This window comes from Trichocoleus sp. FACHB-46, from assembly GCF_014695385.1.
Classification (GTDB): Bacteria; Cyanobacteriota; Cyanobacteriia; order FACHB-46; family FACHB-46; genus Trichocoleus.
The window spans coordinates 115,921-135,991 of the sequence record NZ_JACJOD010000007.1; the positions used below are offsets into that span (position 1 = coordinate 115,921).

At 50.2% G+C, this 20,071-nt stretch carries 19 protein-coding genes; 13 read left to right on the plus strand and 6 right to left on the minus strand.

Features of this window, described 5'->3' with window-relative positions; translation table 11 throughout:
- Positions 1-77 precede the first annotated feature (77 nt).
- A complete protein-coding gene (locus H6F72_RS04355; RefSeq protein WP_190432192.1) occupies positions 78-515 on the plus strand; it encodes a hypothetical protein in 438 nt (145 codons plus the stop codon).
- Positions 516-639: 124 nt separating this feature from the next.
- The gene (locus H6F72_RS04360) at positions 640-1,158 is read left to right on the plus strand and encodes a hypothetical protein (RefSeq protein ID WP_190432194.1); all 519 of its coding nucleotides are present in this window, start codon (positions 640-642) and stop codon (positions 1,156-1,158) included.
- 312 nt (positions 1,159-1,470) lie between these two features.
- Here H6F72_RS04360 and rpe read toward each other — a convergent pair whose 3' ends face one another.
- Positions 1,471-2,172, minus strand: a complete 702-nt coding sequence (gene rpe, locus H6F72_RS04365; protein ID WP_190432196.1) for a ribulose-phosphate 3-epimerase — start codon at positions 2,170-2,172, stop codon at positions 1,471-1,473.
- A 130-nt stretch (positions 2,173-2,302) separates the two neighbouring features.
- On the opposite strand from rpe, the gene H6F72_RS04370 reads away from it, so the two are divergent.
- The 3 genes from H6F72_RS04370 (at position 2,303) to H6F72_RS04380 (ending at position 6,093) form a co-directional block, all read left to right on the plus strand.
- On the plus strand, positions 2,303-3,919 hold the full coding sequence (locus H6F72_RS04370) for a S8 family serine peptidase (RefSeq protein WP_370527441.1): 1,617 nt from the start codon (positions 2,303-2,305) through the stop codon (positions 3,917-3,919).
- Positions 3,898-4,635 (plus strand): hypothetical protein, encoded by a 738-nt coding sequence (locus tag H6F72_RS04375; protein WP_190432198.1) that lies wholly within the window; start codon positions 3,898-3,900, stop codon positions 4,633-4,635. The genes H6F72_RS04370 and H6F72_RS04375 overlap by 22 nt, the downstream gene beginning before the upstream one ends.
- A gap of 168 nt (positions 4,636-4,803) precedes the next feature.
- Positions 4,804-6,093, plus strand: coding sequence for a serpin family protein (locus H6F72_RS04380; protein ID WP_190432200.1), 1,290 nt, complete (start codon positions 4,804-4,806; stop codon positions 6,091-6,093).
- A gap of 19 nt (positions 6,094-6,112) precedes the next feature.
- Here H6F72_RS04380 and H6F72_RS04385 read toward each other — a convergent pair whose 3' ends face one another.
- Positions 6,113-7,354 carry an AI-2E family transporter gene (locus tag H6F72_RS04385; RefSeq protein ID WP_348252355.1) on the minus strand — a complete coding sequence of 414 codons (1,242 nt, stop codon included), beginning with the start codon at positions 7,352-7,354 and terminating at the stop codon, positions 6,113-6,115.
- Between the two features lie 166 nt (positions 7,355-7,520).
- Between H6F72_RS04385 and H6F72_RS04390 the strand changes: the two genes are divergently transcribed.
- Positions 7,521-8,198 carry an SOS response-associated peptidase gene (locus H6F72_RS04390; RefSeq protein ID WP_190432204.1) on the plus strand — a complete coding sequence of 226 codons (678 nt, stop codon included), beginning with the start codon at positions 7,521-7,523 and terminating at the stop codon, positions 8,196-8,198.
- On the opposite strand, the gene H6F72_RS04395 is transcribed toward H6F72_RS04390, so the two are convergent.
- A complete protein-coding gene (locus tag H6F72_RS04395) occupies positions 8,185-11,631 on the minus strand; it encodes a response regulator (protein ID WP_190432205.1) in 3,447 nt (1,148 codons plus the stop codon). The genes H6F72_RS04390 and H6F72_RS04395 overlap by 14 nt on opposite strands.
- Before the next feature lie 326 nt (positions 11,632-11,957).
- Here H6F72_RS04395 and H6F72_RS04400 point away from each other — a divergent pair, with 326 nt between their 5' ends.
- The 3 genes from H6F72_RS04400 to H6F72_RS04415 all read left to right on the plus strand — a co-directional run bounded on the left by H6F72_RS04400 (position 11,958) and on the right by H6F72_RS04415 (position 14,491).
- A complete protein-coding gene (locus H6F72_RS04400; protein WP_190432208.1) occupies positions 11,958-12,452 on the plus strand; it encodes a DUF427 domain-containing protein in 495 nt (164 codons plus the stop codon).
- A 2-nt stretch (positions 12,453-12,454) separates the two neighbouring features.
- Complete coding sequence (locus H6F72_RS04405; protein WP_190432210.1) at positions 12,455-12,814, plus strand: hypothetical protein; 360 nt, start codon at positions 12,455-12,457, stop codon at positions 12,812-12,814.
- A 282-nt stretch (positions 12,815-13,096) separates the two neighbouring features.
- The gene (locus tag H6F72_RS04415) at positions 13,097-14,491 is read left to right on the plus strand and encodes an LCP family protein (protein ID WP_190432212.1); all 1,395 of its coding nucleotides are present in this window, start codon (positions 13,097-13,099) and stop codon (positions 14,489-14,491) included.
- On the opposite strand, the gene H6F72_RS04420 is transcribed toward H6F72_RS04415, so the two are convergent.
- Positions 14,488-15,438 (minus strand): alpha/beta fold hydrolase, encoded by a 951-nt coding sequence (locus tag H6F72_RS04420; RefSeq protein ID WP_242016781.1) that lies wholly within the window; start codon positions 15,436-15,438, stop codon positions 14,488-14,490. The genes H6F72_RS04415 and H6F72_RS04420 overlap by 4 nt on opposite strands.
- A gap of 159 nt (positions 15,439-15,597) precedes the next feature.
- Between H6F72_RS04420 and H6F72_RS04425 the strand changes: the two genes are divergently transcribed.
- Positions 15,598-15,915: a gas vesicle protein gene (locus H6F72_RS04425; protein ID WP_190432214.1), complete on the plus strand. Its 318-nt coding sequence runs from the start codon at positions 15,598-15,600 to the stop codon at positions 15,913-15,915.
- A 7-nt stretch (positions 15,916-15,922) separates the two neighbouring features.
- On the plus strand, positions 15,923-16,636 hold the full coding sequence (locus tag H6F72_RS04430; RefSeq protein WP_199298877.1) for a hypothetical protein: 714 nt from the start codon (positions 15,923-15,925) through the stop codon (positions 16,634-16,636).
- Here H6F72_RS04430 and H6F72_RS04435 read toward each other — a convergent pair.
- The gene (locus tag H6F72_RS04435) at positions 16,633-17,712 is read right to left on the minus strand and encodes a hypothetical protein (protein WP_190432216.1); all 1,080 of its coding nucleotides are present in this window, start codon (positions 17,710-17,712) and stop codon (positions 16,633-16,635) included. The two genes, H6F72_RS04430 and H6F72_RS04435, sit on opposite strands and share 4 nt — an antisense overlap.
- 452 nt (positions 17,713-18,164) lie before the next feature.
- Between H6F72_RS04435 and H6F72_RS04440 the strand changes: the two genes are divergently transcribed.
- Positions 18,165-19,604, plus strand: coding sequence for a phosphoglucomutase/phosphomannomutase family protein (locus tag H6F72_RS04440; protein ID WP_190432218.1), 1,440 nt, complete (start codon positions 18,165-18,167; stop codon positions 19,602-19,604).
- Here H6F72_RS04440 and H6F72_RS04445 read toward each other — a convergent pair.
- On the minus strand, positions 19,601-19,750 hold the full coding sequence (locus tag H6F72_RS04445) for a hypothetical protein (RefSeq protein WP_190432220.1): 150 nt from the start codon (positions 19,748-19,750) through the stop codon (positions 19,601-19,603). The two genes, H6F72_RS04440 and H6F72_RS04445, sit on opposite strands and share 4 nt — an antisense overlap.
- A gap of 35 nt (positions 19,751-19,785) precedes the next feature.
- On the opposite strand from H6F72_RS04445, the gene H6F72_RS04450 reads away from it, so the two are divergent.
- Positions 19,786-20,070 (plus strand): lipopolysaccharide assembly protein LapA domain-containing protein, encoded by a 285-nt coding sequence (locus tag H6F72_RS04450; protein WP_190432222.1) that lies wholly within the window; start codon positions 19,786-19,788, stop codon positions 20,068-20,070.
- The last annotated feature ends 1 nt before the right edge of the window (position 20,071 follow it).

Consider the following 20,071-nt stretch of genomic DNA (forward strand, 5'->3'; position numbering starts at 1 on the left):
AACTTCCAAACCCTACTTTTAAAAGTGGGAAGTTATAGCAATTCAAATGATTAATTAATTTTGCGAGGATACCTTTCGTGAATTTACTTCAACATAGTCGTAAGTTTTTCACGGCTTTAGCTTTGGTTTTGGTACTTACCATTACAACCGCTTGTGGTGGGCCATCCTCAGCCACTCAAGCGGTGAACCAGCCGACTCAAATTGAGAATCGTTCAGGTTATAGCCAACTGGAACGAGGTAACACAGCTGCAGGTGGCAACTTTGCTAACTGGGTTGTGCAGACAGCTCATGGTTTAGTGCAGGATGCTTATGTTCGGGATAACAACAAGCTGGGAGTAGTAATTTCCAAGCAAGTTAAGCCTAACGAAGTGCGGCCCTTAGCCAAGTCTTTGGTACAAGGCTTCCGGCAGAGTGCGCCTAACCGTGATCTGACGGTCTTGATGTATGCCCCTGACAAACAGTTGATTTTGACTGCTCGCTACGATTCTGGCTCTAAGCAAGTTGAGTATCAGTAAGGTGTAGACCAACAAGGCGTAGACCAGCGATCGCTATTCTACCGAGCAGCTTTCAATTTCAAATAGCTTTTTTTATAACTTCAGATGTTGCCAAAACTCTGATGATTAGTAGGAGATTAATACTGTGACTAGCAGCGAAGATTACAAGCGTCAAATTATGAATGATTTGGCTCATGGCAGCACCGAGCAACTCGACGATAACTCGTCTCTAGAGAACTATCAAAGTTTTGACGATTTTGCTCAGCGTTCTTCTAAAGATGAGCGCCGTCATTTGTTTGGTCGTTCCTTCCATCCAGAGAAGATCCCTTCTGCTCAAATGGAGCCTGAGCTACAGAAAGCGATCGCCCAAATCAAGCCTAATGAGCGGGATGATGTAGCTCGTGAGTTTTTCAAGCACTTCAAAGAACGTGGGTTGAGCGATCGCGATTTGGAGCGGCAGCTGAGTCTCTCTACTCATCACCCCAGCCGCATGAATGCAGATGATGTGACCAAGCTAGCAAGCTTTGCTTATCACAATCATCCTGATCTGTTCCGCGATGTTTTAGCTGAGCAACCAGGCATTGTTAAATTCTTTAGCAATCCTATGGTAGGTGCTGCGTTTGGGTTGGTGGCTGCTAGATGGCTCTCTAACCGCAACAAGTAATCCTGACCTTTAGTGAATCAGCACTATTCGAGTCAAGGTTGATTGAAAATCTTCACTTTAATGGTGCTCATGATTTAGACAGTTCAAACTGTAAAAACTTTTCAACCCAAAGGTACCTTTAATTAGCTGCCTTTGGGTTTTCAATTATTTAATGGAGCCAGCTCAGTCCAAAGGCCAAAATCCTCTAGAGCTTTGCCATTTTTAACGTCTACCGTTTTTTATCAAAGACCAATAAAAAAGCAAGCTACCAGGAACTAGTAACTTGCCATTGCATTATCCAAGGAAAAGTTTTAAGTAACTGCGAGATTATGATTAGACTGTAGCTAGCTCAGGACGCTTGCTGTTGCGGATACCTTCGATCGCAGTTGCATAATCGGGTGCATTGAAGACTGCAGAACCAGCCACGACCGCGTTAGCACCTGCTTCTAAAACTTGCCAAGTATTGTTAGCCTTGAGGCCACCATCCACTTCAATCCAAGGATCGAGACCTCGCTCATCACAGATTTGACGCAGTTTGCGAATCTTAGGCAGGACCGCAGGAATAAAGCTTTGACCACCAAAGCCAGGGTTGACACTCATGATCAAAATGAGGTCACAAACTTCTAGAACGTAGTCAATCAATTCTAGTGGGGTAGAGGGATTGAGGACTACGCCAGCTTTCTTACCGAGTTCTCTAATTTGACAGAGGGTGCGATGCAGGTGGGGAGAAGCATTGTGCTCGCAATGTACAGAGATAATATCGGCTCCAGCCTTAGCAAAACCTTCTACGTACTTCTCTGGTTCCACAATCATCAGGTGGACATCTAAAGGCTTCTGAGTTACGGGGCGAATCGCTTCTACAATCAGCGGACCAATTGTGATGTTAGGAACAAAGCGGCCATCCATCACATCTACGTGAATCCAGTCTGCTCCTGCTGCATCTACTGCACGAATTTCGTCTCCCAAACGGCTAAAGTCGGCTGATAGGATGGATGGAGCGATAACTATCTGTTTCTCGGATTGCGGCTGCGTCATGGCGAACGATTTCTCCCGTGTCCTCTGTCGTATCCAGTTTAACAAAATGTTTAAAAAATATTTAATTAGAAGGTTGTCATTTGATCCTCAAATCCCCCTTGGCTTGTAAAGATTTCGTGGAGGAGAGGCTGTGACTCAGCCGTGGATGTTGAACAGCTTAGCAGGGTTATGGGGAGGACTCAGTGTTACTGTTCTGCCTGCCTCCTTCCAGGTTGCTGGAAGCTCGCTGGGTGAAGCGGGCATTGATGCCTATCGGTTGCAAGCTCCCCCCTACAACCTTACGGGCAACAAAGTTGCGATTGGTCAGGTAGAAATCGGTCGTCCGGGTAAGTTTGGTGTCGATAAGGCCGTTAATCAAAGCTGGGCGATCGCGCTGTTGCGGGTCTTCTTTCGAGATGGCCCTGCTAAAGGCAACACCCACGTTGATGGTCACGCTCAAAATGTGGCCAGCATCATGGTTAGCGCTGATCCAACCATGCGGGGCGTAGCACCTAAAGCGCGGCTTTATGCGTCTGCGGTTGGCTTATTGCAGCGTAACGGCCAACCAGAAGAATGTTTATCAGCCCAGCATGTGGCGCAGCAAAATGGGGGAGACATCCGGGCCATTAACTTCAGCTTTGGGGAATCGCTACAACAAGACCCGCGCCCCAGAGCCCGTCTTGATGGCAATGCCCTACTCACCCAATGTCTAGATTGGTCCACTCGCGCCCATGACGTTTTGTATGTTGTCGCTGGTAATCAGGGGAGAGGAGGCATTTCCATTCCCACGGACAACTTTAATGGCGTAAATGTCGCTTTTACTCGCCGTTTAACCAGTAATGGGCCTTTTGCGCAGGTAGATGCAGCTAACTTAGGTGATGAGGTTATTTCCCCATCCCAGCGATCGCTTGGTCTGGAGAGCAACGTGGGTCCGCGTCGCGCTATTAGCTTGGTGGCTCCTGGCAGTAACATCGTGGCGCTGAACCCAGATGGCAAAACCACCAGAGTTACTGGTACCAGTTTTGCGGCACCCCACGTCACAGCTAGCGTGGCTTTGTTACAAGAATTTGGCGATGCTGCGATGCGCCGAAAAAGCAATCAGTGGGGGTTGGATGCTCGCCGCCACGAAGTGATGAAAGCAGTTTTGCTCAACTCAGCAGATAAAGTCCGAGACCGAGGCGACGGTTGGACTTTAGGCATGAGCCGCACCATTTTGGATCGCAATCAGCAAGACTGGTTCGCTTCAGATGCCTACCGCGATCGCACGATTCCCCTCAACCTGCATATGGGCACGGGACAACTCAACACGTTTCGCGCCTACCAACAATTTCAACCAGGCCAATGGAACCCAACAACGCCAGTTCCTCCGATTGGTTGGGATTACAGAACTGTAGCGACGCAAGCGAAGAGTTCGTTTCAGGACTATGTGCTGGAGCAGCCTCTACAACAAGGCAGCTTTGTCTCTGTCACCTTGGCTTGGGCTCGGCGAGTGGAGTTACAAGACCAAAATCGCAATGGTGAGTATGATATCAACGAGAGCTTTAGCGATCGCGGCCTGAATAATCTAGATCTGTATTTGATGCGAGCTGAGGATAATGACCCAGCGGATAGCATCTGGGCCTCGGTTAGTGAAGTTGATAGCGTTGAGCATATTTTTTACGCGATTCCTACGACGGGGCGGTATAAAATCCGGGTTCTGTATCGCCAGCAGATGAATCAAGCAACTCAACCCTATGGGCTGGCTTGGTGGACTGTTCCGGCTCGTTAAACCAGATTGTGCCTGTGGTTTGGATACTTGTTTGGGCCATTGTTTGGGCAGTTGGGGGCGGATTATTAGGCGCGGTAGGGGGTGCCATCTGGGGGCCTGTGAATGCCGCGATCGCGGCTACGATCCTGACTTCAATTGGCAGTGTGACTAGTGCAGCGCTGTTCTGGGGAGTTTGCTGGCTGCTGCCTGAGGCTATCGTGCCGCTACAAGCGAATCTGCCTCATTTTGAGTCGATTGGCGCGGTGATCGTGGTGATCATGGGTGGGGCTTTAAGCAATTCCTTATTTAGTGCTCGGCCCCAAATCCCAAATGTGATTTTTTGGAGCGTTTATGGCACTTGCTTAGGGGGCATCGTCGGTAGCCTCGGAAGTCTGATTAGCCTCCTAGTTACCAGTATTACCCCAGAAGTCCTAATGGCTGCGATCGCCGCAGGTTCAGGTTATGCGGGCTATGGAGCGAGTCTTGGGGTGATAGGTGGTTTGCTCAATACGCTCTTGGCGTCTCAGCTGAGCTTTTTCTTTCAGCCAACTTTGGGTTCCATGTCGGGGGCTTTGTGGTCAGGAGCGCTAGGAGCAGTCCTAGGTACTATTGTTGGAGCCATGATTGGGGCGGCGATCGGCTTTATTTTTGTTCCTGGGGTGGCAACGGCGATCGCGCTCTGTACTGTGATGCTGGTGAGCAGCGGTCTGTGGATATTGAGCTGGAGCTACAAATAAAGCCACATAGAATCAGCATGCCTAGCAGCTTCTGGATTACACAGTTGCCAAACTCAGTGACCAACCGTAATGAGATGTTGCGGAAAAGGTAACTACCCGGTGCTTTTATCCCGACCAGACTAATCTAGGGGAGGAAAGTTTTTCATCCCTGAGCCGCAGAGCAGCCTCATGAATTTACGGTCATTGCAACGAGTTGGCACGATTACCGCTGGCACCCTGTTACTGCTTAGCTTGGTCGGTAGCTGGCAACTGGTGACGCTTAGCGCTGCCCAGGCACGGCCTAATGCTTCTGTGCGGCCTCAGGCTCAGGCAACCACTTCGCAGTCAGAGGCCCTTGATCGTAAACTTGTGACTGCCAACACCACCTTTGGCTTCAAGCTATTTGCCCAAGCTCTGAAAGCTGATGCTGGCAAGAATGTATTTATCTCACCCTCCAGTGTTGCGATCGCCTTAGCGATGACCTACAACGGAGCCGAGGGAGAGACGCAGCAAGCAATGGCGAAAGCGCTGGAACTGCAAGGGTTAAGCTTAGCGGACGTGAACCGCAGCAATGCAGCCCTGATCTCAGGATTGCAAAAAGCAGACCCAGCGGTAGAAGTAGCGATCGCCAACTCGTTGTGGACCCAAAAAGGCACGGGATTCCAACGAGAATTTTTGCAGCGCAACCAACAGTTCTACAAAGCCCAAATCACGGAACTGGATTTCACCCAGCCTCAGGCAGCTAGCCAGATCAACCGTTGGGTGCAGCAGAAGACCCGAGGTAAAATCAGCCAGATTGTGGACCAAGTGCAACCGAATTTGGTGCTGTTGCTACTCAATGCGGTCTATTTCAAAGGCAAGTGGAGCGAAGCCTTCGACGCAGCAGCTACGGTAGAGCGTCCTTTTACGCTGGCGAATGGTACCCGCAAGCAGCACCCCCTGATGACCCAAACCGGGGAATACGATTATTACGAAACTAATAAGTTTCAAGCGGTAAGCCTGCCTTATGGAGAAGGGCGCTTGAGCTTGTATCTGTTTTTGCCTAAATCTAAATCTAATCTGCCGTCCTTCTACCGCGATTTAACCGCCGCTAATTGGGAGCAATGGATGAAGGAGTTCCGAAATCGTCCCGGTTCCGTTCAAATTCCCAAGTTCAAGCTAGAGTACGACCTCAATCTCAACAACGCGTTGAAAACGTTGGGCATGGGCATTGCTTTCAATGGCAGCAAGGCAGATTTCTCGGGAATGAGTCAGGCAGATTTGGCGATCGATCAGGTGCGACACAAAACCTTTGTGGAAGTCAACGAAGTCGGCACTGAAGCAACAGCAGCAACTTCGGTAGAGATGATCGTCACCTCAACTCAATTTCCACCAACGCCGTTCAAGCTAGTGGCCGATCGCCCCTTCTTTTACGCAATCCGAGACAATCAAACAGGTAGCTTGCTGTTCATGGGTTCGATGGTAAATCCTCAGACCTAGGCTCGAATTGGGTGGAGCGCTAAGCTTCTGGTACCTCTTTGAGCGTGGGGTCTTCTGGCGGGTGCATGGGTGCGGTTTCCACAATCGTACGTGGAGCAGCGAGACTGGGCCCTTCCGTCACAAAATTGTGACTTGCGGCTTGGCCGAGGTTGGGCGATCGCAAGGCCATTAAAGCAGTCTTGATCACGACTGCTGTGGGCACCGCCACAATTACACCGAGCAATCCACCGACCCGTGCCCCTGCCAAAATAGAGATTAGGACCCAGACTGGGTTTAGGCCTGTCATACTGCCCAAGATTCGGGGGGCAATCAAGTTTTCCAGAATCTGCTGGACGATGACCGAGGCAATCAAGACTCGCAGCCCTAGCCACACGTTTTGCAAAGTTACCAGTAGCGTCACGAGGGCAATGCCGACGGTACCGCCAAAGGGCACCAAGGCCATCAAACCAATGGTCAAGCCAAACAACAAGCCAAAAGGCACCTTCAACCACAAAAATGTGGGAATCAAGGCGGAGGCCATGCAGGTGGCAAGAATCAACTGCCCAATGAAAAAGTTCTGAAAACTCAGTCGCAACGTCTGGGTGAAAGGCTGACGCACGGGAGCGGGTAGCCACTCGACTACGCTGAACCAGAGGCGATCGCTGTGTTGCAGCAAGTAAAACGACAGCACAATGGTCAATAGACCATCTAGCAAACTTGTAACTGTAATTACCGCCAAGTTGAGTGCTTGCCCTGCAATTCCTTGTAATTGTCCCTTCAAGCGATCGTTGATTTGCACTACCAAGGCATCAAAATTAACGGGCAAATTCAACGCTTCCGCCCGCTCATTCAACATCAGCAATTGCCGCCGCCCAGAGTCAATCCAGTCGGGCAAGCGACTGACTAATTGTTGAGCTTGGCTGAACACCAAAGGCACCAGCGTCACGCCCAAGGCCAACAACACCGACAAAGCTAACAGAAACACCAAAATTGCTGCTTGCTGCCGTTGTGCGCCATGCCGCTCCAACCAACTGACTGGGTAGTTGAGCAGAAAGGCGATCAAAGACGCGCCAATCAAAATCACAATCAGGGAGTGGAAGTACTCGAACATCAACGCCAGTGCCCAAGCATTCAGCACGAGGAGGGGTGCTGCCAGCGCGATCGCCAAAAAGCGCGGAAACGGCTTGAGAGATTGCCACCAATTCAACAGCCGCCGAGCTTGCGTAGGCCGCTGGACAGGGGGTTCAGATTGAGTTTTTAGTTGCAACCGATCATCAGCCACGGAGGTCAAGCCCAATCTAGTAAATAAACTCTAGTAAGAGTATTACCAAGGATGAATATTCTTCGCTAGACAGAGCAAGCCTGGTTCGGCCTAGCTCTACATTCAATGTAAGAGAATCTGCTCAGAAAAAAAGCTATCCCAGGTTTGAGAGGCGAAGGATTTAGGCATGTGTGGACGATTTACTCAGAGCCAATCCGCAGCAACCATTGCTGCCACATTTCACTTAGCGGCAGTACCTGATCTCGCACCCCGGTACAATATTGCGCCGACGCAGCCGATCATGGCAATTCTCGCGACCGCAGAACCCGCAGAACCGCCCGAGCGACAGTTGCGACAGTTGCGCTGGGGACTGATTCCCAGTTGGGCTAAAGATATGAGTATGGGATCTCGGTTGATTAATGCTCGCTCGGAAACAGTGGCGGAGAAGCCTGCTTTTAGATCAGCATTTCGGCAAAGACGTTGCCTGATTGTGGCAGATGGTTTTTATGAGTGGCAGCGCTTAGAGAAGAAAAAGCAACCCTTCTACTTCCGGCTGCAAGATCAGCAACCGTTTGCCTTCGCAGGGCTGTGGGAGCATTGGCAAACCCCAGAGGGCGATCGCCTTGATTCCTGCACCATTCTCACTACTCAAGCCAATGCGTTACTCAGCTCAATTCACGATCGCATGCCAGTGATTTTGCCTCCGGAAAGCCATGACTTGTGGCTTGATCCCACTGTGCGCGAGCCTGAGCAGTTGCAACCCTGGCTCCAGCCTTATGCAGCCGAGGCTATGACTGCTTACCCGGTTAGCACCAAAGTCAACAGTCCTGCCTATGACCATGCTGAATGTATCAACAGTCTTTAACTTGCTGGAGCACCGTTCTCACCTTTCTGTATTCCAGGTCTAAGCGGGGCAGCAAAACCACGGCTTCTTCCAGCGTTGCCTGACACGCGATCGCTTCCAGTTCTTGGCAAAGCTCAGCTAGTGGCAAAGCCCCGACCATCACACTCAAAGATTTCCAGGTTTGGGCGGCTTGATGTAAAGCGGCTGGATCGTGATTCGTCACCGCTAGGGCGATCGCCTGCATCAAATCAGCGGCTTCCTCTAGATAACTGTCAATTGCCTGGTAGAAGCTACTGGCAGCTAGGTCTTCGCCCTGTTGCAAAGACTGCAATATTTCCAAATCAATTACAGTCTCTAGCGCCCCAAAGGCAAAAGTACTAGCTTTTTGGGCTGTTATAGCCTGACCCTCTCGCAGCACCCGCATTAATTCTTCGACTCGAATCGGCTTGCTGATATAGTCATCCATCCCTGCTTGCAGACAAACTTCTCGGTCTCCTTGCATGGCGTTGGCAGTCATGGCAACAATGCGAGGCCGCTCAGTCACCGACCAAGCCTGACAAATCTGTTTTGTTGCCGTCAAGCCATCCATTTCGGGCATCTGCATGTCCATCAGAATCAGGTCATAACGCTGGCGGCGCAGAGCAACTAATACTTCCAAGCCATTACCTGCCACATCAGCGCGGTAGCCCATCCGTTGCAGCAAATGCAAGGCTACTTTTTGGTTGACTACATTGTCTTCAGCTAGCAGGATTCGTAAAGGATGTTGCGCCGCCAGCCAAGGAATCTCAGCTTTGACTTCCGAAGCCCGCAGGCTAGCAGATGAAGCAGAGCCTGCATCTGGTCCCCAAACTTGCATCAGGAGTTCGTAGAAGTGCGATTGCTTAATCGGTTTACTCAGGATTGCAGCAATCTTAATCGAGCTTAGCTCGGTCTGGGCTTTGGAATTGCCTACAGAGCTCAGCAGGGCGAGGGGGACGGTTTGACCTTGCGGCTGTTGGCGAATCGCTGTCGCCAAGCTCAAGCCATCAAAGCCTGGAACCTGCGGGTCCAGCATCACCAAATCGAAGGCGGGAGTTTGCGTAATTTGCTCCAAGGCTGCCTGGCTAGAACCGACGGCTTCAGCCGTGACGCCCCACATCTGAGCTTGTTGAACCAAGATTTGGCGAATTGTCACATTGCCTTCCACGATCAGCAGTCGTTTTCCAGCAAACTGGGGCGATCGCATTGATAGCTCGCTCTCTACAGCATCAGGTGTCGCCTCAACCACAATGGAGAAATAGAAAGTAGAGCCTACCCCGACTTCACTCTCCACCCAAATGCGGCCTCCCATCAATTCGCTTAAGCGCTGACTAATGGCCAACCCTAACCCAGTACCGCCATACTGACGGCTAGTGGAAGCGTCAATTTGACTAAAGGGATGAAACAGACGGTAAAGGCGATCGCTAGGAATGCCAATTCCGGTATCTTTCACCGCCACACGAATCGAATATTTCGCTGCCCCAGAACTGGCAGAAGCGTGGGTTGCCCCTAACTTGCGAGCTGCGACGGTAACCACCACCTCTCCGGCTGCCGTAAACTTAATCGCATTGCCGAGCAGATTAACTAAGATTTGTCGGAGCCTAGTGACGTCACTCACGATTGAAGTAGGAACTTGTGTCTCCAGGATATAAGCCACTTGCAACCCTTTTTCTGCCGCCTTGGGTGCTAGTAAGTCCAGCACTCCCTCAATACAAGTACAGAGATTAAAGGGCTGTTGCTCTAGCTCCAACTTGCCAGATTCAATCTTAGAGAAATCTAAGATGTCATTGATGATGGTTAAGAGCGTTTCTCCACTACTACGAATGGTTTCAGTAAAATCTCGCTGTTGAATAGTCAGCCCTGTATCGAGCAAGAGGCCTGCCAGACCGATCACCGCATTCATAGGTGTACGAATTTCATGACTGACTGTGGCCAAAAATTCGCTCTTAATTTGGTTAGCTGTTTCAGCCGCCTGCTTTGCCTGTGCTAGGGCTTCATTCTGTTCAGTTAACTTTTGGCGCTGGTGCTTTTCTTGCTCTAACAAATGCGCCTGACTCAGAGCAATTCCCACTTGGGCGGCCACTGACTCTAGAAGCTCCACTTCATTAGGAGTCCAGGCGCGAAAGTCATCACACTGGTAGAGGCTGATTACGCCATTCGCTTCTCCTTGATAGGAGGTACGAATCGTCAATAAAGATTTAAGTTCTAAAAGATTAAAAATAAAGTGATAAGGCTCTAATAGCGGGTCAGCATAGACATTGGTGTAGGCGATCGCTCGATCTTGCGACAAAACTGCTGCGACCAAATCATTATTAACCGCAGAAATATCGGCCACTTCTGCCTGATTGATCAAGCTAAAACCGGATTCAGCATATTGAGCCACCAAGCAAATCCGAGGGGTAGGGGTCGTAAGATAGGTCCGAATCACACAACGATTCACGCCAAAAGCTTGACCAATCTGTTGCACCGCAGTCTGAAAAATTTGGGAGGCATCCAGGCTTTGACGAATTTCTTCGGTAATTTTCTTGAGTAAGAGCGTGCGCTGAAACTGTTGTTGCAACACTGCCTCGGCTTGATGGCGTTCTTGCGCTAAGGCGATCGCGGCAGCCGCAGCCCGCAACAAATCAATTTCCGAGGTTTCCCAAGCGCGGGCTTCTACACAGTTATCAAAACCAATAAAGCCACAAAATCGGCTATTGACAATAAAGGGCAACACTAAAATCGATAGAATGCCTTGCGGCTCCAAAATCACTCGTTCTGATTCGGGGAAATCAACCACGATGCCCGCCACAATCTCGCCTTGCGACAACCTCTCGGCCCAGCGGGGAAAAAAGTCGGCATAGGAAAGATTTTGTAGCTCGGGATTGTCAATTTCGGGTTGAACGCCTGCGGTACACCACTCGGCCCGTTGGCTCATCAGCAACTGAGAACTGTGCAGATGGGAGTTTTCAAAGTGGTTTTCAAAAATATAAACTCGGCTAGCTCCAGAAACCTGGCCTAGGAGCTGGAGGACTGAAGTGTAACCCTGCCAATCTTCCTTGCAGACCAAGAGTTGTTGCTGCACTTCGACTAAAGCCGCTAAATATTGCTCTCGTTTAGCGATCGCTGCTGCCGCTTGTTTTTGCTCCGTTTGTTTTTGTGTCAAATTAGAGCCGGAACCAGTCATCTTGAGTGGTTTTCCAGCCTGATCGCGCTCAGCCGTTTGCCCCATGGTTGGCTGAATCATTTGCTCAATCATTTGCCCCATAGCTGGCGCTTCTAGTACCAAAGTGGGGTAGCTCAACGGAGTCAGAGACAGTGCTTTCGAGAGCGGAGCCAACCAAGCTACTTCTGGTATCAACGGCTGTTGGGCCGCTCTGCGAGCCGCGTGAAAGACAGTACTGAGGTAGTAGCCTGCCAACAAAAGGTTAGCGCCGAAAAGCAGTTCACTCAGCATCTGCTAAAACCTCTGAGAGTAGAAGTAGAACTGATAGAGTTTGCCATTGATTCTGAGACTGGCACTCATGGATTCAGCTTTGCAGCTTAGATGCCAGGATGACACATGCAGTATTCCCGATCTGGAGCGGGGAACTGAGTTGGCAGTGAAATTTCTCAGCAGTTGTTAGCCTATGGTTATCCCTACCAACAAAATTAGCCTCCTGCCAATAGGAGAGCGATCGCCCTCTCTGAGCGCTTGCCTGCTCCAGCACGGCTGAAAAATCGGAATCATTCATGATACAAATTTTGCTGGCTGAGGTTGTCTTTCTGAGGAGATGATTGTAAGTGAACCGTGAGCGTACTATTCCAGGGCCAGGACAAGAATCAGTCTGGGACTACCCCCGTCCGCCCCGCTTAGAAGATTCTCCTAAGCATATTCAAATAGTCTTTAATGGCGTCGTGATCGCAGACACCCATCAAGCAAAACGAGTTTTAGAAACCAGTCATCCTCCCGTTTATTACCTTCCTCCTGCGGATATTAATCCAGACTCTTTAATTGCTTCTGCTCAAGCATCTTGGTGTGAGTGGAAAGGACGGGCAGGTTACTACACCGTTGCCGTCGGCGATCGCCAGGCTCCAAATGCGGCTTGGTTTTACCCCGAGCCGACTCCTGCTTTTGAGCCGATCAAGGACTATGTGGCGTTTTATCCCCACTTGATGGAAGCCTGCTACGTCGATGGAGAACAGGTCCAGCCCCAACCAGGAAACTTTTACGGCGGTTGGATCACCTCAGATATTGTTGGCCCGTTTAAAGGCGCATCGGGGACTTGGGGTTGGTAAGCATGAAAGATGTTGACCCTTTAGAAAGCCAGGACTTAAAACGGCTACAGATATTCTTCTACTTGATCCCAGTCGTCGGCTTTTTTCCCGCCATCTGGACGCTCTATCGCAATGAAGGAGGCCGTCAGAGAAAAGCCCTAAGTCGCTTGGTTGTAACCCTCGCCCTAGGATGGCTGTTTGGGTATATCTTATTAGGCACTGGAGCCCAAACTTCGGAATCTCTCACCCTACCCTTGCTATTGATGAGCAGTTTGCTCACCTCTGGCTATTTTTTGGTCAACATCTGGTTAATGGTGCGGCTGTGGCAGCGTAAACCATTGCGTTTACCTGGAGTCAGTCATCTCAGCGATCGCCTACCGTAAGTAGGAAGCTGCTTTTAGATGAGCGATAATTCTCTCTTGCGTTTGAAGCCAAAGGGCTCGTTCCTTAGCTAAACCTAAGAGAGGGGCATCAAATGTCCAGTTTTGGCACAGAATCGAGGGAATACTGTTAACATGCTGCTGTGAACTGGATAGAGGCTGGAAAACTATTGGCTTGCCAGCCTGAGATTGGCTGCCCTATGTTTGAGCAATTTGGGTGCAGAGGTTTCCAAGTCACTCCAGTAGCATCAGCTATTTTTGCTTTAGTGTGTGTTGAGGAAGCCAGTGTCGACCCAAAAGATCCCTTACCAGCGATCGCTGCCGAAACGTCATCAGCCCGTGCCCAAGAAACCGACGAAATCAAGTAACTCACGTTTGGTTTGGCTATTGTTTAGCCTCACTGGGGTCGCTATGTTATCAGCGACGGCTGGAGCTTTGTTGGCAGTATCTTTGGCAACCACCCCGCTGATGCAGAGTAAACTCAGCGCTGAAGAAGCAGCAGTCTTTGGGCAAGGCGAGAGCATTTCCAGCAATCCTAACTTCCGCTTACCTCAACTCACCCGTCCCGTCAGCATTCTGATATTGGGCGCTAAGGTTCTCTCCACCGACGTCCAAAATCCGCCTGCTTATGCGCGTAACTTAGGTTATCAAGCCACAATCAACTCACTTGATGGTTTGACTGACACCATGTTGCTGGTCCGGTTCGATCCAGACAGCAAAAAGTTAGCGGTACTATCCATTCCTCGCGACACCCGTGCCTACGTGGAAGGATACGGAGTCACCAAGATTAATGAAGCGAACTACTATGGTGGTCCTGCCCTCAGCGCCAAAGCTACCAGCGAGTTACTCGATGGCGTGGGTATCGATCGCTATGTTCGGATCAATGTGCAGGGAATTGAAAAACTAATCGATGCTTTGGGTGGTGTCACGGTCTACATCCCCAAAGACATGAAGTATCAGGATGACAGCCAACACCTCTACATTAATCTCAAGGCTGGTAAACGTCGCTTAAACGGCAACCAAGCTCTACAGTTTTTGCGGTTTCGCTACGACGAGAATGGAGATATTGGCCGCATTCAACGCCAGCAAATGCTGATGCGAGCCTTAATGGAGCAAGCGCTCAATCCCGTTACCTTGGCTCGGGTTCCCAAGATTCTGTCTGTGATTCAGTCGCACCTCGACACAAATCTGAGCGTAGAAGAGTTAATGGCTTTGGTCGGATTTGCCACTCAGACCAATCGCTCTAACGTGAAGATGCTGATGGTGCCTGGCGACTTTAGCGCTCCAGGAGAATTCCAAGCAAGTTATTGGGTTCCTGATCAGGATCGCATTCAATCCCTCATGGCCCAGCACTTCAATCTTGGTGTGGGTAGTGCTTTGCCCACCAACCCCGCCTATTTGCGAGTCGCGATCCAAGACAGCACCCGTGAGTCTGCGGCTACAGAAGGCGTGATGAGTGCGCTAAATCAGGCAGGATATGAGAATGTTTCCGTCAATGATCCTTGGACCGAACCGCTGAATGTGACGCGGATTGTGGCCCAACAAGGAGATGCCGAAAGCGCCGAAGCCTTACGTCAAGTTTTAGGAGTCGGCGAAGTCCGCATCGAAAGCACAGGAGCTTTGCAATCGGATGTCACGATCCAAGTCGGTAAGGATTGGCTCCGCCAACAAAGCCGCTAAGAAACAGCTTCCTCAGAGTGAGCCGCCTGAGTCATAATCCACTCCTGCAAAATTGGATTTACCCGCTCTGGAGCTTCATCTTGCGGACAGTGCCCTAAGCCCTCCAGTGCAATAAATTGCTGGACTTGGGGAAACTTGGCAAACTCCTGACCCAAAGCGATCGGCTCCCAAGGATCTTCGGTACCCCAGAGAATAATGGCAGGACAAGGTAGGACGGGAAGCAAATCTTCTGGCAATGGTCCTTGAGAGTAGCGAGTAAAGGCCAAGAAGACTGCTGCTGCTCCCGCATCCACGGTAGGAGCCATCAATAAATCCACTAGTTCATCCGAAACTGCGGCTGGATCTCGATACGCTTGCAACAAAATTTTCCGCACCACCTTGCGTTGTGCTAGACGGCTAAAAAAGAACTGCCCAATCCAACTCACGCCCAGTAAACGCTGTAGCACAGGGGCACCAACTCGCCGATGCCAGGGCAATCCCAAGCGCTTGCGATCGTGCAGTAGGCGTAAGGAACAGTTGAGTAAAGCGACTCCTAAAGCAATCTCTGGTCGATCCACCGCTGCTTGCATCGCCACAATGCAACCAATCGAATTCCCCACCAAAAAAGCTGGTCCACCCACGACTTCCTGGCAAAAATCCGCAACCTGTTGGCCCCAAGTTTCCATCGTGTACTCGACTTGTTCCCCAGGTTGCAACGGGCCAGGTTTGGCTTTAGCGGAACCCCCAAAGCCAATCAGATCTAGGGCGTAAACGCGACAGGTAGTGGCTAGAGCGGGAATATTCTTACGCCAGTGTCCCCAGGATGCCCCAAAGCCATGCACCAGAACGACGGCAGGCCCGCGATCGCCTTGGGTATGGTAAGAAATTGGAAATCCCTGCCAGTTCCAGGTCAAGGCAGTGAGATGGGAGTAAGTCACGGCTGAGGCATTAGAAACGGGGGGCATCATGGAATTTCTAGAAAACTACTGGCAAAACTGCATAAGCTTCAATCCTTATTGTGGCAACAAGCTCGCAGGAATGCGCGGTAATGGCTAGAACATAGGCTGGAGTTACAAGCAAAACGCCAAGTTTGGGAACACTAGCAGTAAAAAGCAGGGAATTTGAAGATGCCGCCAAGACCCATCCGTTCCAATATCACCCCCAAAATCAGCACAATGCCCCGTCCGCAAACTGAAGCGACGGTCTATCTGGATGTCTATAAGCTAGTAGTAGAGCGCAGACGGCTGGAACAGGAACGACAAAAAATTGAGCAGCGCAGCCAGCAAATCAATCAGCGGCTGACACAACTCGATCAACAAATTGTGGTGTTGGAAACAACCTTGCAGCAAATGCGGTCAGATATAGTTCCTGAGGCACGACCGATCCCTCCTCAAGCCAAAGCTGATCAAACAGAAATCTTCGACATGCTGTTCTTGGAATATTAATTGCCCTGTGAAACATTTTCCGGCAAAGCTTTACGTTCTCTGGCTTGGTATTTTGTTGCCCCTGCTAGGTTGCAATTCAGTACCTCAACAAACATCATCTAGTCCCCCGGCAAGTGTTGCTGGTAGTCCCAGTGCTACAGCTATAGTCAGCCCCAGCGATCGCCCTGCACTAACTCAGCCGCCTATCTCAGCCCAAACGATTTCCGCGAAAGGTATTGGAGCGGCTCAATTTGGCATGACGTTAGGAGAGGTGAAGCAGGCGTTAGGGCCAGAAACATCCTTCAAGGTTGAGTCACCCTACATTGTTGACTTTGATGCGATCGCGGTGCAGCAAGGAAAAGAAACCCTGTTTTACATCCTGTATCCTGCTGTCACCCAACTAGGGGATACAGATAAGTTTGAAATTTTGCTAACAGATAATCCTCAGTTCCAAACGGCTGAGGGTGTTGGCCCTGGCATGGCACTCCAGCAGGCCGAAACTATTTATGGTCAGGCAACGCTGTCTTACCATACGGCCAACGAATCGCGAGAGTACGTGAAGTTCGCTCAGCAACCCGCTGACAGGATTCATTTCCGCCCTCAGACCCAAGATAAAGCTCAATTTGCAGGCATCTACCCTTCACCCGCGCAGGAATACAACGAGACTCAAGCGTTTGCACCAGATGCCGCGATCAAGACGGTAGAAATCCTTTGCCCAGCTCAGAATTGTTTGAAACCTTAATTCTGAAAGACTTCAGCGGAAAACATCTCAGTCAAGGTGCGGAGGTAGGGTAAAAATAGCGCTAGATGATCTGGGGTGAGGCGATCGTGCATTTCCCAGCCTAGCGTTTGTAGCATGTCTTGCACCAACTTCCAACTGACGTTGAGGCGGGGATAAAGCATGACACAAAGCGGGAAGAGTTCTTGTTGCACCGAGCGAATGCTGTCTTCCAAAATGCAAAGGCAGAGGTACACCTGGAACATTTCTACATCACGGATGCTAGAAACTCGAACGGATGATGAGTTGAGTAAGCCACTATAGCTCTCATAACCCGGATTCGATCGCCCAACTTGGCTGCAAACCGCATGAGCAATTTTGGTGCTCACAGGCAATAGAGCTTGTACTGCTTCTAAGACGGGAGAGCCAAGGTCATGCTCTGCCGCGGCTCTGTAAGCATCCCGCAAAGGCATATACATGTGGTCATCCATAACCTTGAAGTAAGGCTCTAGCAGCGATCGCTCGGTCGGCGGTAGCTTTTCTAGCAACATTTTGCCAGTGTAGTGAAACTGCATGCTGACAAAGCCGATCGCGCGTGGGTCTTGAGCTGTGTATTTGCGCCGCACTCGGCCAAAGTCATTCCCCACCACCACTGACAACCGCCGAGGAGTGATGCGCTCAGCGTAAGCATCTAATGACTTCTTGAATAAGTTGTGAGCATCGGCTGCAATTTGCCAGGGGTCGATCAAGCTGGGGTCAATATCGTGGCGCTCCATTTCTTCGGAGAGCAACGTTTCTGTGGTGGACCAAGCCTGAGCGCTGGCTAAGGTTAACTGCTTGAGTAGCTTGCTGGCAGTGAGGGTTCGTCCCTCTTTAGAATTGACCGCCGCCAGGTTATCACTCGTTTTTAGTTGCTCTGTCGTTTCCTTAGAAGTGACGGCAACGACGTATTTTCTGGCCCAAATGGCTGCTAAGGAATGAATAGATTCTGGTACTGCCCCCCTGGAACTTGGGCTTGGTGCTGCAATCCTTTGCAGCTGAGACGGCAATGCCATAGACGGTTGCTCTTTAGCCGCAGTAGATGCCAGGGAATGAGTCATTACCAAATCCACAATTATCAACAGGGTTTTTGAATTTAGAAATCAAAACTTGATCATCTCAAGCGGCGGCTGAGTCATTCAGCACCAATAAGCAAGGAAGAAAATACGCAGATATTTACAGTTTTCTGAGAAATGCTCTATTAGACATCAAGTATCCTGTATTTTTGCTGAAAAGTAAAACAGACTGTTGAGAATCTTCAATCTCGTGAAGATCCAGTGGACACTCAATTCAGTCTGAAGTCAGAAATTAGCCGCTGGCTACATGATTTATGAGAAAAGTCTACCTTCCTTAAGGTATAAATTATGTCAATAATGTCTCACTCTAGTTACATAAAATCTCGTAAGCCAGAGCCAGTTAGGCTAACGGCAAGGCGTAATGCTAGCGCAGATTGCTACACCTGGGACCGAAAGGTTCTTGTACTATTGAGGGTGAATTAAGCAAAGTGGCAACTATGAGTGCAGGCAGCAATTCGAAAGCGATTAAGTTTGGTACGGATGGATGGCGAGGGATCATTGCTGACGACTTTACCTTTGCTAATGTACGGCGGGTAACACGCGCGATCGCCAGCTATCTCAAAACCGCTTACTCCCAGGATCGACCGGTTTTAATTGGCTATGACACTCGCTTCTTAGCAGATGAGTTTGCTCAAACGGCTGCTGAAGTGTTGGCAGAGTTAGGTTGGACTGTCAAAATCGTGGATCGGGACTGCCCAACGCCTGTCATTGCCTATAATGCTCGTCACCTCAACTCAGCCGGAGCGCTGATGTTCACGGCGAGCCACAATCCTGCTCCTTACTGCGGGATTAAATATATTCCTGACTATGCGGGTCCTGCAACGACTGAAATTACAGATACGATTGTCGCCAATATTGAAGGAGCGAGTGACGCGCCTGCATCGACTGGCAATGGCGATCGCATTTCCACCTTTGACCCCAAGCCAGAATATTTAAAGTTCATCTATACGCTTTTAGATGTCGAGCGGATTCGCAGCGCTAAGCTCAAGGTGAAGTATGACGCGCTCTACTCTACTTCACGGGGTTATTTGGATGAAGTACTGATGCACTGTGGCTGTGAAATAGAAGCGTTCCACACCTACAGAGATGTGCTGTTTGGTGGAGGTATGCCTGAGCCAAAAGGGGAGCAGCTAGAAGAATTGGTTGCAGCCGTGAAGCGCGATCACGCGGATCTGGGTTTAGCCACGGATGGAGATAGCGATCGCTTTGGCATTGTGGATGAGCAAGGCAATGTCTTAACTCCTAACACGGTGCTGTTGTTGCTGGCCCGCCATTTGGTCAAGAATAAAGGCAAAAATGGCGCGATCGTGCGGACTGTGGCCACAACCCATCTGCTAGATAATTTTGCCGCTAAGTATGGCTTAGAAATTCACGAAACGGCAGTGGGCTTCAAGTATGTCGGCCAGAAGATGCGGGAAACCACGGTTCTGATCGGTGGTGAGGAGTCGGGCGGTCTCAGCATCATCGACCATATCCCTGAGAAAGATGGGGTTTTGGCAGATATGTTGGTGGCTGAGGCGATCGCTTATGCAGGTAAGCCTTTGAGCCAGTTGGTAACAGAAGTGATCGCCGAGGCAGGTGGGCCGCTCTACAACAAGCGTCTCGACTTGCACTTGGAAAACCCTCACAAGGAAGCGGTTTTGGAATCTTTCACTAAGAATCCACCGTCGGAAGTGGCAGGGATTAAGGTGAAGGAAGTGGGTCGCAAGGATGGCATTAAGCTTTACCTAGAAGACGGTAGCTGGGTGTTGCTACGTCCCTCTGGAACTGAGCCGTTGATGCGGGTTTATATGGAGACAAATTCTCCTGAGAAGGAAACCCAAATTGCTCAGCATATGGATCGGGTGATTCATCAGATTCAACCTGTGGGTGTTTAAGAAAAGCCTTGGGGGCGCTTGCCCCCAAACCCCCGCTGAGGGACGGTTGCGTCCCCCAGACCCCCTCCAAAGGTAACTTCGGTATCTTTAGTTGGGGAACTTCTGTCTCCTAATTTCTGACTCCTGACTCCCTCTTCTCGTTTCATCCTTCATCCCTCCTCTTTCTCCTCACCCCCTACCAATGGTTAATCTACTCGCCTCGCTACTTTTGGCTGCCTGGGTTGTGGCGATCGCCATTGTTTCAGTGCAGAATTTTACGCCTGTCTCTTTTGAGTTTCTGCTGTTTAAGTCGGTGGAAATTCCGTTTGGGATTGTGCTGGCGTTTAGTGTGGGGCTGGGTATGGTTGGGATGGCGCTGCTCCAGTTTCTATGGGGTTTCAGCAGCTCTAGTCGGGGTTACTCTGGTTCCTCAGTCAATCCGGGTGGAAGGGCTCAGAGGAATGATAACTGGTCTGAAGATTGGTAAA

Excerpts from the sequence above, each read along its gene's own strand:
- rpe (WP_190432196.1), bottom strand. The coding sequence starts at position 2,172 with ATGACGCAGCCGCAATCCGAGAAACAGATAGTTATCGCTCCATCCATC.
- H6F72_RS04380 (WP_190432200.1), top strand. The coding sequence starts at position 4,804 with ATGAATTTACGGTCATTGCAACGAGTTGGCACGATTACCGCTGGCACC.
- H6F72_RS04390 (WP_190432204.1), top strand. The coding sequence starts at position 7,521 with ATGTGTGGACGATTTACTCAGAGCCAATCCGCAGCAACCATTGCTGCC.
- H6F72_RS04395 (WP_190432205.1), bottom strand. The coding sequence starts at position 11,631 with ATGCTGAGTGAACTGCTTTTCGGCGCTAACCTTTTGTTGGCAGGCTAC.
- H6F72_RS04405 (WP_190432210.1), top strand. The coding sequence starts at position 12,455 with ATGAAAGATGTTGACCCTTTAGAAAGCCAGGACTTAAAACGGCTACAG.
- H6F72_RS04420 (WP_242016781.1), bottom strand. The coding sequence starts at position 15,438 with ATGATGCCCCCCGTTTCTAATGCCTCAGCCGTGACTTACTCCCATCTC.
- H6F72_RS04425 (WP_190432214.1), top strand. The coding sequence starts at position 15,598 with ATGCCGCCAAGACCCATCCGTTCCAATATCACCCCCAAAATCAGCACA.
- H6F72_RS04435 (WP_190432216.1), bottom strand. The coding sequence starts at position 17,712 with ATGACTCATTCCCTGGCATCTACTGCGGCTAAAGAGCAACCGTCTATG.
- H6F72_RS04440 (WP_190432218.1), top strand. The coding sequence starts at position 18,165 with ATGAGTGCAGGCAGCAATTCGAAAGCGATTAAGTTTGGTACGGATGGA.
- H6F72_RS04445 (WP_190432220.1), bottom strand. The coding sequence starts at position 19,750 with ATGAAACGAGAAGAGGGAGTCAGGAGTCAGAAATTAGGAGACAGAAGT.
- H6F72_RS04450 (WP_190432222.1), top strand. The coding sequence starts at position 19,786 with ATGGTTAATCTACTCGCCTCGCTACTTTTGGCTGCCTGGGTTGTGGCG.